General features: G+C 42.5%; 15 protein-coding genes. 7 read left to right on the top strand and 8 right to left on the bottom strand.

Annotated features, from left to right (window positions below; translation table 11 throughout):
* Nucleotides 1-9 precede the first annotated feature (9 nt).
* From LC608_RS37480 to LC608_RS06710, 6 genes are all read right to left on the bottom strand, one after another.
* Nucleotides 10-258 (bottom strand): type II toxin-antitoxin system VapC family toxin, encoded by a 249-nt coding sequence (locus tag LC608_RS37480; RefSeq protein WP_374108379.1) that lies wholly within the window; start codon nucleotides 256-258, stop codon nucleotides 10-12.
* A gap of 133 nt (nucleotides 259-391) precedes the next feature.
* A complete protein-coding gene (locus tag LC608_RS06730; RefSeq protein ID WP_229552787.1) occupies nucleotides 392-619 on the bottom strand; it encodes a type II toxin-antitoxin system Phd/YefM family antitoxin in 228 nt (75 codons plus the stop codon).
* A gap of 60 nt (nucleotides 620-679) precedes the next feature.
* On the bottom strand, nucleotides 680-1,306 hold the full coding sequence (locus LC608_RS06725) for a GDSL-type esterase/lipase family protein (RefSeq protein ID WP_229552786.1): 627 nt from the start codon (nucleotides 1,304-1,306) through the stop codon (nucleotides 680-682).
* A 249-nt stretch (nucleotides 1,307-1,555) separates the two neighbouring features.
* The gene (locus tag LC608_RS06720) at nucleotides 1,556-1,894 is read right to left on the bottom strand and encodes a ribulose bisphosphate carboxylase small subunit (protein WP_229552785.1); all 339 of its coding nucleotides are present in this window, start codon (nucleotides 1,892-1,894) and stop codon (nucleotides 1,556-1,558) included.
* 46 nt (nucleotides 1,895-1,940) lie between these two features.
* Complete coding sequence (locus LC608_RS06715) at nucleotides 1,941-2,348, bottom strand: chaperonin family protein RbcX (RefSeq protein WP_100900844.1); 408 nt, start codon at nucleotides 2,346-2,348, stop codon at nucleotides 1,941-1,943.
* A gap of 100 nt (nucleotides 2,349-2,448) precedes the next feature.
* The gene (locus tag LC608_RS06710) at nucleotides 2,449-3,879 is read right to left on the bottom strand and encodes a form I ribulose bisphosphate carboxylase large subunit (RefSeq protein WP_229470486.1); all 1,431 of its coding nucleotides are present in this window, start codon (nucleotides 3,877-3,879) and stop codon (nucleotides 2,449-2,451) included.
* Between the two features lie 815 nt (nucleotides 3,880-4,694).
* Here LC608_RS06710 and LC608_RS06705 point away from each other — a divergent pair.
* From LC608_RS06705 to LC608_RS06675, 7 genes are all read left to right on the top strand, one after another.
* Nucleotides 4,695-5,807, top strand: coding sequence for a two-component regulator propeller domain-containing protein (locus LC608_RS06705; protein ID WP_229552784.1), 1,113 nt, complete (start codon nucleotides 4,695-4,697; stop codon nucleotides 5,805-5,807).
* A gap of 127 nt (nucleotides 5,808-5,934) precedes the next feature.
* Nucleotides 5,935-6,705 carry a 3-methyl-2-oxobutanoate hydroxymethyltransferase gene (panB, locus tag LC608_RS06700; protein WP_229552783.1) on the top strand — a complete coding sequence of 257 codons (771 nt, stop codon included), beginning with the start codon at nucleotides 5,935-5,937 and terminating at the stop codon, nucleotides 6,703-6,705.
* A gap of 64 nt (nucleotides 6,706-6,769) precedes the next feature.
* Nucleotides 6,770-7,486, top strand: coding sequence for a Uma2 family endonuclease (locus LC608_RS06695; protein WP_229552782.1), 717 nt, complete (start codon nucleotides 6,770-6,772; stop codon nucleotides 7,484-7,486).
* 554 nt (nucleotides 7,487-8,040) lie between these two features.
* Nucleotides 8,041-9,357 carry an FADH(2)-oxidizing methylenetetrahydrofolate--tRNA-(uracil(54)-C(5))-methyltransferase TrmFO gene (gene trmFO, locus LC608_RS06690; protein ID WP_229552781.1) on the top strand — a complete coding sequence of 439 codons (1,317 nt, stop codon included), beginning with the start codon at nucleotides 8,041-8,043 and terminating at the stop codon, nucleotides 9,355-9,357.
* A gap of 192 nt (nucleotides 9,358-9,549) precedes the next feature.
* On the top strand, nucleotides 9,550-9,951 hold the full coding sequence (locus LC608_RS06685) for a fasciclin domain-containing protein (RefSeq protein ID WP_229552780.1): 402 nt from the start codon (nucleotides 9,550-9,552) through the stop codon (nucleotides 9,949-9,951).
* A gap of 205 nt (nucleotides 9,952-10,156) precedes the next feature.
* The gene (locus LC608_RS06680; protein ID WP_229552779.1) at nucleotides 10,157-10,492 is read left to right on the top strand and encodes a hypothetical protein; all 336 of its coding nucleotides are present in this window, start codon (nucleotides 10,157-10,159) and stop codon (nucleotides 10,490-10,492) included.
* Between the two features lie 178 nt (nucleotides 10,493-10,670).
* The gene (locus LC608_RS06675) at nucleotides 10,671-10,868 is read left to right on the top strand and encodes a hypothetical protein (protein ID WP_229552778.1); all 198 of its coding nucleotides are present in this window, start codon (nucleotides 10,671-10,673) and stop codon (nucleotides 10,866-10,868) included.
* On the opposite strand, the gene murF is transcribed toward LC608_RS06675, so the two are convergent.
* The gene (gene murF, locus LC608_RS06670) at nucleotides 10,837-12,192 is read right to left on the bottom strand and encodes a UDP-N-acetylmuramoyl-tripeptide--D-alanyl-D-alanine ligase (RefSeq protein WP_229552777.1); all 1,356 of its coding nucleotides are present in this window, start codon (nucleotides 12,190-12,192) and stop codon (nucleotides 10,837-10,839) included. The genes LC608_RS06675 and murF overlap by 32 nt on opposite strands.
* A gap of 1,078 nt (nucleotides 12,193-13,270) precedes the next feature.
* A complete protein-coding gene (locus LC608_RS06665) occupies nucleotides 13,271-13,840 on the bottom strand; it encodes a DUF3611 family protein (protein ID WP_229552776.1) in 570 nt (189 codons plus the stop codon).
* Nucleotides 13,841-14,132 lie beyond the last annotated feature (292 nt).

Raw genomic sequence — 14,132 nt, 5'->3', positions numbered from 1 at the left:
CAACGCTACCTACCACACACGTTTTATTAGATATGCATCAAAAATTTTATCAGCACTCAGTATAAGTATATTTTCTGCGAGTGCTTGTGCAATTAAAATTCGGCCGAATGGATCGCGATGATGTAAGAGTAGTGTAGCAACAACAGTAACGTGGCTAATTTTGATATCGAGTAAACTAAAATCGTTGAGGTTGAGTTGCTGTGTGATGAATATCTCAAATGGCTGATTGAAACTAAGCTTTCCTAAATTCTGCTTAATAGCTATTTCCCATAGACTAGCTATACTTAGTAAAATTTCATTATTCTCATCATTGATTACTCTACTACTTGATTACTAAGTCTTGAATTATCAGTCACATACCAAATAAAAGTATGTGTATCCAGCAGTAATCTCATTCCATATATTCCTTAAACTCTTCGAGTGGTGCATCAAAGTCATCAGATATTGTAATTAAACCTTTTGCGCTTCCAGGTTGACGGCGTTGTTTAAGTGGCGACACAGGAGTTAATTTCACCAAAGGTTGATTATCTTTGATAATAATAATTTCCTCACCACTGAGTGCTGCTTCAATTAAGTCGGGTAAATTTTGAGATGCTTCAGCTAGAGTAATTTGCTGCATAGTTACCACCTTTGGATATAAAAATTAGGTGCTACCACTATCCTAACTTTGAATACTCGATTAAGTCAGAGGAAACCAATTTAACCAAGCTTCCCAATTTTCTACTATTTGAGCAAATTCTGCATAACCGCCTGCTCTAGGATGAGCACCATCATTAGCTCTTGCTTCATTCATCCAGATATTTGATTTTTCTAATATCGGAAAAACGTCTAAATAAGGTATATTTAATTCATTGCAAATTAAAGTAAACTGTTTAGATAAACCAGTATTTTTGTTCGTTCTTTGACTATCTTTTTGTTCTGCGTATGGTGCAGGCCCAATCATCAAAACAGGATATAACTTTTGAGCTTCACTTAAAATTTCATGGGCATTTTTGAGCGAATCTGCCAAATCTATACGAGTTTTACCATTTTCTAATGTTGTATCATTCAATCCAAAAGAAAACACAACTCTACCATCATATTCTTTGGATAATCGTAGTGATACTTCCTGTAACCAACGCTTTGCTATATCAGTACTCGTATCACGTCTAATTCCTAAATTATAGTAAGTAATGTCATAACCTTTTTTATTAGCATTAGTACATACTCTCCCTGTCCAACCAAGACATTCTTGATCGCCAGTACCATTAACAAAAGAGTCACCAACAAAGCAAATTCTTACTTCCGGCAGATGCTGTAATTCCATTTATTATATTTAAAAGAAAGCAGAGGTTTACGCAAAGGGATGCCGAGTTATTCTCTGCGTTGCTCTGCGTTTTCCTTCTCTGCGAGACGCTGACGCTCCTAACGTCGCTACCGCTTCTCTACGAGACGCTGCGCGAACGCTAATGCGAATGCGTCCCTCTGCGTTTCAAAACAAACCTAGTAAATAGGAGAGGCGGATAATTCCACCTCTCCTATGGGGATAAACTAATTACTTAGAGCAACGTTTGCTTTAGTATCTGTTGGTTTTGTTAGGTTTGTGAACAAGAAAGCTGAGAATTTGGCACTGCTTGATGTTGTCAAAACCCACAACACGAATAAAGCTGGTGCTGAATTGAGAACGGCATCCTTGAACTTCGCTCAATACTTCTTGAGTGGATTTAGCACCAAACAAAGGCAGCTTCCACATTGTCCAATATAATTCTGTTGGCTCAGAAGTTTCGTTGAACTCGATCGCTGGAATGTAACCTTGATTCAAAATGTACTGGATCTGCTTGGCAATTTGAGCGTCAGTCAGGGGTGGCAGATAAGAAAGGGTTTCGTAACGACGCTCTTTTGGTAAAGTTTGCATAGCTTTTTGATAATGAGTTGCGATTTTGACTACTAGGTTGACCGAACTAATTAGATAAGTTATCCAAATTCGGATCTGAAGTTGCTTGCTGTTCTGGTTGCAGACTGGGGTTCGATGTGTCTATTCGTGTGATGCGTTCTAAATGCTGGCGACGCTGTTCCATGTTGGCTTGCTGAATGCCAGTGGTAACCATTTCCGGTAAAAATTCGATGATTTCTTCCGCAATGTGTTCCCTGACAGTCATGATTCGCAAAGCCAAATCTGGTTTCTCTCGCAACAGTTGTTCAATATACGATTCACCATTTTGAATTTTGCCAGCAGAAAAGTTATGCAGCCAAAGTTCTAATGGAGGATTCGTTTCGCCTAGCTGTGCCAATACTGTCCTTAGAGCCTGATAAGTCAGGTAGCTTTGGAGAGTCTTGGCTGTGTCCTTCGCAATTTGCTTAAGATTCATGCTTGACCCCAGCCCTGAAGAGTTATGAGTTATGAGTTATGAGTTATGAATTAATGCAAATCCTAACTCTTAACTCTTAACTCTTAACTGTTAACTCAGATCAGACGGTATCCATTGCTTCAAACTCGAACTTGATTTCTTTCCAAAGTTCGCAAGCAACAGCCAGTTCAGGAGACCACTTGGCAGCTTCGCGGATGATATCGTTACCTTCACGAGCCAAGTTGCGGCCTTCGTTACGAGCTTGAACAACGGCTTCCAAGGCGACGCGATTAGCGGTTGCACCAGGAGCGTTACCCCAAGGATGTCCCAGAGTACCACCACCGAATTGTAGTACGGAGTCATCACCAAAGATTTCTACCAGTGCGGGCATGTGCCATACGTGGATACCACCAGAAGCAACTGCCATTACACCAGGTAGAGAAGCCCAGTCTTGGGTAAAGTAAATACCACGAGACTTGTCTTGCTCAATGTAGTTTTCACGCAACAGGTCAACGAAGCCCATTGTGATGCCACGCTCACCTTCCAACTTACCAACTACGGTGCCGGTGTGGATGTGGTCACCACCAGACAAACGTAGGGCTTTAGCCAATACACGGAAGTGGATACCGTGGTTCTTTTGACGGTCGATTACAGCGTGCATAGCACGGTGAATGTGCAACAGAATACCGTTATCACGGCACCAACGAGCCAATGTGGTGTTGGCGGTAAAACCTGCGGTGAGGTAGTCATGCATGATGATGGGCTGTTTGAGTTCTTTAGCGTACTCAGCCCGCTTCAGCATTTCTTCACAGGTGGGAGCCGTAACGTTTAGGTAGTGACCTTTAATTTCACCGGTTTCTGCTTGGGCTTTGGTGATAGCTTCAGCTACGAACAAGAAGCGATCGCGCCATCTTTGGAATGGTGCGGAGTTGATGTTTTCGTCGTCTTTGGTGAAGTCCAAACCACCGCGTAAGCACTCGTATACAGCGCGTCCGTAGTTCTTAGCAGAAAGACCCAATTTGGGCTTAATGGTACAACCCAGCAAAGGACGACCGTATTTGTTTAACTTGTCGCGCTCAACTTGGATACCGTGAGGAGGCCCTTGGAAGGTCTTGATGTAAGCAACAGGAAAGCGAATATCTTCTAGACGCAGTGCCCGCAGAGCTTTGAAACCAAATACGTTACCTACAATTGAGGTCAACACGTTGGTTACAGAACCTTCTTCAAACAAGTCCAGAGGATAGGCAACGTAGCAGATGTACTGGTTGTCTTCACCGGGAACTGGTTCGATGTCATAACAACGACCTTTGTAGCGATCGAGGTCGGTGAGCAAGTCTGTCCACACAGTTGTCCAAGTACCTGTGGAAGACTCAGCCGCTACAGCCGCACCTGCTTCTTCGGGAGGAACACCAGGCTGGGGTGTCATGCGGAACGCAGCTAGAAGATCGGTATCTTTTGGTGTGTAATCGGGTGTGTAATAAGTTAGTCTGTAATCTTTAACCCCGGCTTGATACCCAGACTTGCTCTGAGTCTTCGTTTGAGCGTAAGACATATTTTATCCTTCCCTGAAATCACTCTTATTAATTATCAAATCACGTTTTGTGCAACTTCCCCTCACCCCATTTTTCCCCCCTTCATCGGGGAAAAGAACGGTAAAAATTTTTGTTAAGGGTTCTTTTTGGCAGAGGGTAGCAGTTTTTTTGCGGCGGACACTTTGTTTGGTAGCGGTGGTAGCCTTCCTCACCAGTGTTATCCCCTTCTAGGGGTACGCGACCTAGCGCTTCTACTGTTCCCTCTCCCTACGAATCAAAATTCTTTTTTACCTCTTCTTCGCATCCAACTAAACCTTCTCAATTTCACCAAAACTTCCGCTTTTGCGGCTTGATTTAGATAATTTCCCTACAAATCGGGGTATTCAGGGGATTGGGCTGGCTGGCACACATTCCCGCCTCTACACTCCCTATATCTTCTCCCTTGATGGAAAAGATACCAGAAAAAAATTTACTTGACAGAGATTTAGCAGAGTCGTGAGCGTAAAGATAAAAAATTGCACACCACGTAATTTGTAACTTATTCCACAATATATCAATAATTCGATAAGTTATTCTTTGAAAGTTTTTAACTTATATATTTAATTTTGTTATTACATAAAGATTTAACATTTTGTTACAGATGCTTTACAAGGTGTCATCAGTAGTGTTTAGGGACTGGGGACTGGGTATTGGGGGCTGGGTATTGGGTAATGAGAAAGTATTCCTAAATATTTATTTCCTATTCCCCAGTTCCTATTCCCCAGTCCCCAGTCCCCAATGTTTAAAAAATCCTGACTAGGGGAACACTGGAACTAACCCAAAGCCAGTTTAGGTAATGGCTATGGGTACTGTCTCCAAAGGAAATGTCACCGTGGTATTGTTTTGCAAGCGTACTAGTTTATTGACTACTTCTATCTTGCTGGGGTTGATAGCTTTGCCAAGTATAGGATGGGCACAAAAAACCCCTGATATTAATTCATCTGATCTAACTCCTCCTTACCCATCTTCTGCACCGCCACCGCGAGTAGAACCTTTGCCCGATGAGCGAGGAGTGCAAGAAAATTCGCCAAAAACTGATTATCGTGTCGGGAACTTACTGGGAGATATTACTGGCAATCTTTGGGTAGGTTCTTGGCGGGGACTATCGCGGATTGATCCTAAAACTGGCAAGATTATTTCTCGTGTTAGTTTACCAAATGTTGCCATTGGTGCTTTAGCCCAAGACAAAGTAGGACGTTTGTGGGTAGGAAGTTATGATGGACTGTTCCGAGTAGACCCCCGTACTAGCGAAATCACCGCGCAGAATTTATTTTTGCCTTCTAAACGGGTGTTGTCATTGTTAGTTGACAAACGGGGTTATTTGTGGACTGGAACCGATAGCGGTTTAGCCCTAATTAGTCCCGACCAAGGCTTGATTATGACAACATTAAAAAATCTGCCTGGTGTCAGCGCCAACACCCTGACTTTAGATGCTGAAGGTCAACTGTGGGTTGGCACTCTTGATGGATTGGTACGGGTAAATACTTCTAGTGCTGCGATTATGAAGCGGATAGCCGATTTACCAGGGACGACTGTCCAAGCTTTAGCTATGAGTCCAGAAGGGTTAATTTGGGCGGGAATGCCAAATAATTTACTAGTTATTAACCCAAAAACTGGTGCAGTGTTGCGGTCTGTAACTCGTCTGCGTGGGCGTGACGTGAGTGCGATACGTTTTGCTAAAGATGGTAGTGTCTGGGTTGGGACCAACAATGGTTTGTTACGATTAAATCCAAATACAGGAGCTGTGTTAGATGCAGAAGTTGCTGGACTTCCTTCTAGTCGGGTTCTTGCCCTTGCACCTGACATCGCCAATAAATTATGGATCGGCACTAGTGAAGGTCTAGCTTGGTTAATGCCTAAAACCGACAGTGCAAAACCCCATATTGCTTTCAGTCGCGCCGTGAAGTAACAAGTTAGGAGTTAAGAGTTAAGAGTTAGGAATTAGAAGTTATGAATTAAATGAAATCCTGAGCTATTTACTCCTAACTCATCACTCCTAACTCAGCACTTCTAATTCAGCACTTAACACTAAAAAAATGGCAATCACTACCCAGCAATTAATTCAATGGAAACAACAGGGGCGTTCAATTGTAGCGTTGACGGCCTGGGATTATGCGATCGCTCAACTCCTCGATGCAGCTGGTGTAGACTTAATCCTTGTGGGCGACTCTATGGCAGTAGTTCTAGGGTATGAAACAACACTGCCGATAACTTTGGATGAGATGATATACCACGCCAAATCTGTACGTCGAGGAGTTAAGCGGGCATTAGTGGTGGTAGATTTACCATTTTTGACGTATCAAGAAAGTCTCCAGCAAGCAATGCACTCAGCTGGGCGGGTACTGAAGGAAACGGGCGCTCAAGCGGTAAAATTAGAAGGTGGCTATCCAGCGATCGCAGAAACTATTGCTCGTTTGGTTCAAGCTGGAATTCCGGTAATGGGTCATGTCGGTTTGACACCGCAATCAGTACATCAACTCGGTTTGCGACAACAAGGGAAAACGCAAGAAGCGAGTGAGAGGATTTTACAAGAAGCGATCGCTCTGGAACAAGCAGGTGTATTTTCTCTCGTTTTAGAGCATATCCCCGCAGATTTGGCAATGCAGATTACACAAAAATTAAGCATTCCGACAATTGGTATCGGTGCAGGATCTCACTGCGATGGACAAGTTTTAGTTACCTCAGATGTCCTCGGACTTGCTGAAAAGCATCCACCATTTGCCAAAGTTTATACCAACTTGCGGGAGACGATTACCAAAGCCGTGCAAGATTATGCCGGGGAAGTGCGCGATCGGAAATTTCCATAATAGTAGAATCTGAGTTAAGTCCAAATTTCTATGACTACTAAACCCGATACTTGGAGGTGTAGCAATGGTACAACAAGTCACACCAGAAACTACCATCGAAGTCATCTACCCAGAAAGCGACGGACAGCCAATGGCGGATAATACAGAACAATTTGCATGGATTGTCAAAATTAAAGAAAATTTAGAAATCCTATTTGCATCGCAAGCTGATGTATTTATCGCCGGAGATTTGTTTTGGTATCCAGTTAAAGGAAGCCCGAATATTAAACAAGCGCCGGATACAATGGTGGTCTTTGGCAGACCAAAAATAAAACGGGGTTCTTATTTACAATGGGATGAAGATAATATCCCCCCACAGGTAGTATTTGAAATTCTCTCGCCAGGTAAAACGCTCAAAGAAATGACCAAAAAATTGCAGTTTTACCAGCGTTACGGCGTGGAAGAATATTATATTTATGATCCGGCTAAGAACGATTTAAATGGCTTGCTCCGTTCTAGGGATAGTTTTGAAGTTATTGAAGAGATGAATGGCTGGGTAAGTCCGCGTTTCGGAATGCGTTTTACGCTGACACCGGATACTCTGGAAATTTTTTCTACCACCGGACAAAAGTTTTTGTCACCCGTAGAAATTGACCAATTGCGGGAACAAGAACGCCAACGTGCAGAACGGGAATGTCAAGCAAAGGAAGCGGCTTTAGAAGAATTAGAAAAAGAGCGCAATCGCTATCAAGAATTGTTAGCTAAAGTCAAAGAAAAGGGAATCGATACAGATAATTTCTAATTTTTGACTCCAAATCAGTTATTTTTTGAAGGTTACATAGAATACAGGCATAGCAGAGATTATCTGGTGTTGTTGCTTCACCATATTTTACGCTGAATTATATAGTCAGCATGACTTTTTATTTAATTTTACTTCTGTAATGCTGATCGATACTTATGATATAGGAAGTGAACTACTCAGACTTGCCTACGACTGAAGTCTGAGCTTCCCCATTCATCGGTAACAGCCTCAAAAACTCCGTAGTTTTTTTGGTCTTACATTCCCTCCAAGGGCAGGAGTCCTGGTTCCCAAGACCCAAATCTTTTTCTTGCAACATGTACCTATTAGCTTGGTTTTCGCTTATGGCATTGATGGTCAAGACATTGAATATCTTACCAGAAAATCCTCTCCCAAGGGGAGATGCCAAGGGCGATGGGGATTCGTCATCCATCCAGAATTTGTTTTTACCAAGTAAAAAATCAATTCCAGATGTAATCCTCACCAAGAGATCACAATCCCTATCTTAAGGAGTACCTTGAAGATGGGGACTTCCGCGAAGCGTTAAAAATATAACTATGGAACAACAACCGATACAAGTAATTGGAGGTGGACTAGCTGGAACTGAAGCAGCGTGGCAAATAGCCCAAGCTGGAGTACCGGTAATTCTCCATGAAATGCGTCCAAAACGCTTCAGCCCTGCTCATCATACAGAACATTTGGCAGAATTAGTGTGTAGTAATTCCTTTGGGGCAATGGCAAGCGATCGCGCGGCTGGATTATTGCACGAAGAATTACGCCAACTCGGTTCTATCGTCATCTCCAAAGCTGATGAACACGCCGTTCCTGCGGGTGGGGCGCTAGCGGTAGACAGGGGACAATTTGGCCAAGATTTGACTCAAACTTTAGCACATCATCCTTTAATTGAATTTCGCCGGGGTGAAGTATCTACGATTCCGGAAGGGATTGTAGTTTTGGCAACTGGGCCTTTAACCAGTCCCGACTTAGCCGAAGATTTGCAGCGCTTTACGGGGATGGAATACCTCAGCTTTTTCGATGCGGCTAGTCCGATTATTGTGGGAGAATCGATTAACCGTGACGTTGCTTTTATGGCATCACGTTATGACAAAGGTGAAGCCGCTTATCTCAACTGCCCAATGAATAAAGAGCAGTACTTGCGGTTCCGAGAAGAACTTTGTAAAGCGGAACAAACAGAACTCAAAGGTTTTGAACGGGAAACGGCAAAATTTTTTGAAGCTTGTTTACCCATTGAAGAACTAGCACAGCGTGGGGAAGATACCATGCGCTACGGCCCCCTAAAGCCAGTGGGATTGTCAGATACTCGCACAGGGGAACGTCCTTATGCTGTGGTGCAGTTACGACAAGAAGATAAAGCTGGTCAACTGTGGAATATGGTAGGATTCCAAACTAATCTGCGTTGGGGTGAGCAAAAGCGAATATTTCAGCTAATTCCCAGTTTGGAAAAGGCAGAGTTTGTCCGATTGGGAGTGATGCACCGCAACACTTTTATTAATGCTCCTCAGCTAATGCATCCGACTCTGCAATTTAAAGAGCGTCCGACATTGTTAGCTGCTGGACAGTTGATTGGTACTGAAGGCTACACTGCTGCGGCTGCGGGTGGCTGCTTGGCGGGAATTAATGCAGCGCGGCTAGCTTTGGGTAAAGAAGCTTTGGTTTTACCACCAACAACAATGATGGGTGCGTTATTGGAATTTATTAGTTCCGCTTCGCCGAAGCATTTCCAACCAATGCCGCCCAACTTTGGGATTTTTCCCGAACTGGGTGCGAAAATCAAGAGTAAGCAGGAGCGTTATGGACGTTACCGCGATCGCTCTTTAACTGATTTAGCAAGCTGGAAAGTTAATCATAATTAATGGGCATTGGGCATGAGGCATTGGGAAAAAGACTTGTTGCAAGTTCTCACCTCTTGTCCCCCCCTTGTCTCCCCTGCTCCCTGCTCCCCTGCCTCTTTTTTAACGCCTGATTTTAAATTTATTTTGTTTAATAAAACTTCAAATAGGTTTATTATCCTTTAAAATCTTTTGCAGAGATTCTAGGTAAGATATATGGCTGATATTGTTGATATTGCAGTTACGGCTGAGTCTTTTAAAACACTGGTGGCGGCTGTACAAGCTGCTGGTTTAGTAGAAACATTAAAAAGTCCTGGCCCGTTCACTGTCTTTGCACCAAATGACGATGCTTTTGCCAAGTTACCGCCGGGAACTATCCAAACTCTGTTACAGAATATTCCCCAGTTAACGCGGATATTAAAGTATCATGTCGTTCCAGGAAAGCTGCTAAAGGCTGATTTGGCAGAACTTGGTACGGTTAATTCTGTGGAAGGTTCACCCATTAAAATTAGTTCTTCTGATGGTTTTGAAGTTAAAAACGCCACAGTTTTAGCAGCAGATATCGAAGCTGATAATGGTGTGATACACGTTATCGATACGGTGATTTTACCGGGTTAATTCAGCTAGGGTGGTTATTTTCCACCCTACTTATCCAAAATCTTTATAATTAACTAACTATTGGAAGTATCAAAACGCAACTCAATAGTTTAATTTATGTTATATTTACAATGTGATTACTCACTCATATATTAATTTTGATTTCATTATTTTAAAATCAAATAAATTAAATTCTTAAAAAGCTAACACCTATCCCAACAAATTAATGCTCGATTTAAACAACTTAGCTGAGTTCTCTCGTGGCAATTGCATTAGTATTTGTACATTTCTCGTACCAGCGAACTTGCTTGTCACAATTTTAACGATAAGCCTGGTAGCGTTACGTCGCCCATCGTATCAAGTGTGGCAATCTGCGGGAATTGCTAGCTTTTTCGCTTCTGTAATGATACTGCACGTATATACTTGGTTCCTGATTGGCGTGGTGATGGCTCCTACTTATATCTTGCTGTGGCTAGCAATCACCTGTTTGGTAACTAATTTAGCAGCAATTCTTTTTCAAAGACGCTACAGTAATAACCCTAGTCTTTCCAACAACGCCTGAAATCTACACATAGTCTCTGATCGCACTACTTCTTCAACTCGCTAGTGCATAGATGCTTCTTCAGCTTGGAGTTAGACATCACTCTTTAGAATTCTTTCATAGCACTCAAGAGGGCAATTTTGCCCTTTTTGGGTGTGTCTGCCAATAATTGTAATGCTGAGATCGCATCATTGTTGAGGTGACTGCTTACAGCTACGATGCTAATAACAAACTAGCTGCACAGGTAGCTGACAAAAATAATGATGGCATCGCTGACGAGATTACCAGTTATAACTATGATGCCAATGGCAAACTGACTACGGCAGATATTGACCAAAACGGCGATGGTTGGCTTTCTAGTGGTATCATCTGGAAAATTCTGCACGTAACTGATTAACTACTCGATCTAGTCCCACAGAATGGGCGGCTTTGAACAATAAACGATCGCCTGCTTGCACAAATGTCTTCAACCTAGCCACCAAATCAGCATGAGTTGCAAAACACTCCGATGGGATACCTTCGGCACTAAGAGCGATTGCTTCGGCATCTTGTCCATCTACCAAAACCAACAAGCCGTCTAAATTCAACTTTTTCACTGTTTCTCCTACTCGCTGGTGCAACTGCTGCGATCGCTCTCCCAATTCTTTCATTGCACCCAACACAGCAATCTTCCGTTTTCCGGGTGTGTCTGCCAATAATTGCAACGCTGCAATCATAGCTTCTGGTGCAGCATTATAAGTTTCATCTAAGATTACCACATCGTTGGGTAAGGTAAATCGCTGCGATCGCCCTGTGGGCATATCCACCATTACACCTGCTTTGAGGCTTGCCCAATCGATCCCCAACACCTTTGCTACCGCTAAAGCTGCTAAGAAATTTGTTGCATTGTGACGACCAGGTAAAGGTAGAGGTAGTTGGATTCCGGCAACTTCTACAGTGTCGTTATCAATTAGTTGCCCTTGGATATCCCCACCATAAAAGCCGTAAGTTAAAACTTCTCCGTGCCAAAATTTTGCTCCTGTGGCCATTAATAAAGGATTGTCGTGGTTAAGAATTGCCACACTATCAGCAGACATTTCGGCTAATAACTCACATTTTGCCTCAGCGATTGCTTCTTCCGAACCGAGTAATTCGATATGTGCTGTCCCTACATTGGTAATGACTCCAATTGTTGGACGTGCTATTTGCGTCAGTTCGGCAATTTGTCCCCTACCCCGCATCGCCATTTCAATCACGGCGTAGTCATCTTCTGCACCAAGTTCTAGGAGAGTTTTCGGGACACCGATTTCGTTATTGTAATTTCCATAAGTTTTGTGAACTCGCCCTTTTGTTCCTAAAACTGCGGCAATTAATTCTTTAGTTGTAGTTTTACCTACGGAACCTGTTACACCGATTACAGGGATGTCAAAGCGATCGCGCCACCATCTGCCAAGTTTCTGATATGCTTTGAGGGTGTCTTTTACTTGTAATACAGGAAGTCCCGGATTTTCGTATTCAAAATCCACAATTGCCACTATTGCACCCTTTGCGATCGCAGTTTGCACAAATTCATGTCCATCAAACTTATCGCCTCGTAAAGCTAGAAATACTTCACCCGGCTTCAGGGTACGGCTATCTGTTTGTATACCGTAACTTACTTGTTTTAAAGCATTTTCAGATAAGTTTACAGAACTGGCCAAAAGAACTTCAACCAGTTGGTTTAGGGTGGCAGAACAATGCATAAGTAATTTACAGTTATAAAGTTCAAAATTATAAAATCGAATTATGGCATAATACTGCATTAAACCACAAGATTTGCGATTCTTGAAAAAGATGCAAATCTAAGCCTAATCACAGGAGAATAAAGGGAGTAGGGGGCAGTTATTGGTGAAGAACAAAGTTCTTTAATTTTGAATTTTATTACCGTAGCGTAAAGCCTTCTCTACCAGACGCTGCACGTAGCTGGGTTCGACCTAGGAGTACGCTTAGAGCGAGTACGTGAACGTCATTTTGAATTGATTTCTCCCCCAGAGCCAAGAAGAATTAGGTCTTGGGAATCAGGACTCCTGACAAGACGAGGGAATGTCAGACCAATAGAACTGTAGATTTCTCTTGGCTATTTCTGATTAATTAGGACTACCTCCGTCTATAGGTGGACTAGTTCACTCTCTCCCATTTATAGATAAAGGCGTACTACTTATTTAGGTACGCCTCTATAGCCAATTCATTTTTTGCTAAAATATTAGAAAAACGGTCTACTCAATGCATTTTAGTTAAAAGAGTTTGAGAGTTGATTAGGGTCTAGATTAACAGGAAATAATAAAATTTCCTTGCCTTCTAGGTTTGCCTTCTGGTGAAGCAAAATTGCCTTTCCCAAAGAACAATATTTAATCGGAACCCATCTGTCGCTATAAAAGTAGACAGTTACTCGGCTCATTGCATACTCTTTCAACGGCAGTGGAAGAGACCAGGACGAGTCCCCAGTTTGAACCTTACCTGTTGAGTCCATGCTTTGAACCTCAGTTATTAAGTATATATACTTTCACTCATCAGGATGATTTGAAGTAACTGTCATAAGTAGTAAGAAACTACCTTGAAACTGAATCTTTAGGTAAAAATAAGAATAATTACAACTAACCTAAAGACAAGGGAAATTGCAAAGATTCATCAGCAAAATTTTAATACTCATTAAAACCTTTTGACTTTTGAGAGCCAGTTGTTACCCTGCCTAAGAGTCTAGATTGCTTCCCCATAGAGGTACAAGTCGGCAGAGGCACTAGGGCGCAGTGGCTCCTTTTGACTTCCACCTTGCACTAACTATTAGTGTTGATGCACTCGCTCTAGTAACCATAATGAAGCGATAGTACCCACAAAGTGAGCAGCAATCCCGTTGATGTTTGCCACAGCCACAAAAACATCCAGCGCCCGAATAATCTTGTAGGGGTCAGTGATTGCCACTCCTGGAGGTTGAGAAATAGATTTTGCCACTAGCACTAACACAGTTGATCCAGCACCCAAAAGAGTTAATAATATTCCCACCAAACCTGCAATTATTCCCAATCGGATGATTTTAGTTGTATCTGCTTTACTGAGATGCAACGCTGGATTAAGATTTTCTAGACTTTTGCCTATGCGAGTGTAACGGAAATCCCAATAGACAGAGAACAACAAAACTACAACACCGCACACAGCCCAAAATATACCTACCCCAAGACCGGCATTCGGTTGTTCCGCAAAGCTACGGCCAGTCAAGGCAAATAACAAAGCTAAACTAGAAACCATTGCAAGCCCCAATTGTATCCAGAAACCAATCCAGCCTGTGAGCCGAATAGTATTACCAATTCCTCGAGTTTCTGATGCTTGCGAACGCGTTTCTGATTTAGTTTGCATAATAAATTACCATTAAACCTAATTGCCTTATTCCCCTATTATCAAGAATATTTCCACGGTTCGCCCTATACCCCCATCCTTAGACATAATTTCGTGGGGAGTGGAGGATGAGGGAGCAGGGGAGGCAGGGGGAGAAATAACCAATGCCCAATACTTCAACTTCGCTCGGTACAAGTGCCCAATTCTCAATGCCCATAATTTAAAATCCTGCCAAACGATGTGAAGGTTTCAAACTCAGGGGTGATGAGTAATTAGCAACTAAATTGACAAAATCACACTATAAAAAGTGATA

Origin of the sequence: Nostoc sp. XA010, assembly GCF_020829625.1 — a bacterium.
In the GTDB taxonomy this organism is placed as follows: domain Bacteria; phylum Cyanobacteriota; class Cyanobacteriia; order Cyanobacteriales; family Nostocaceae; genus Nostoc.
The sequence above is the reverse complement of the archived record's forward strand: the minus strand, read 5'-3'. Positions and strand labels throughout refer to the sequence as shown.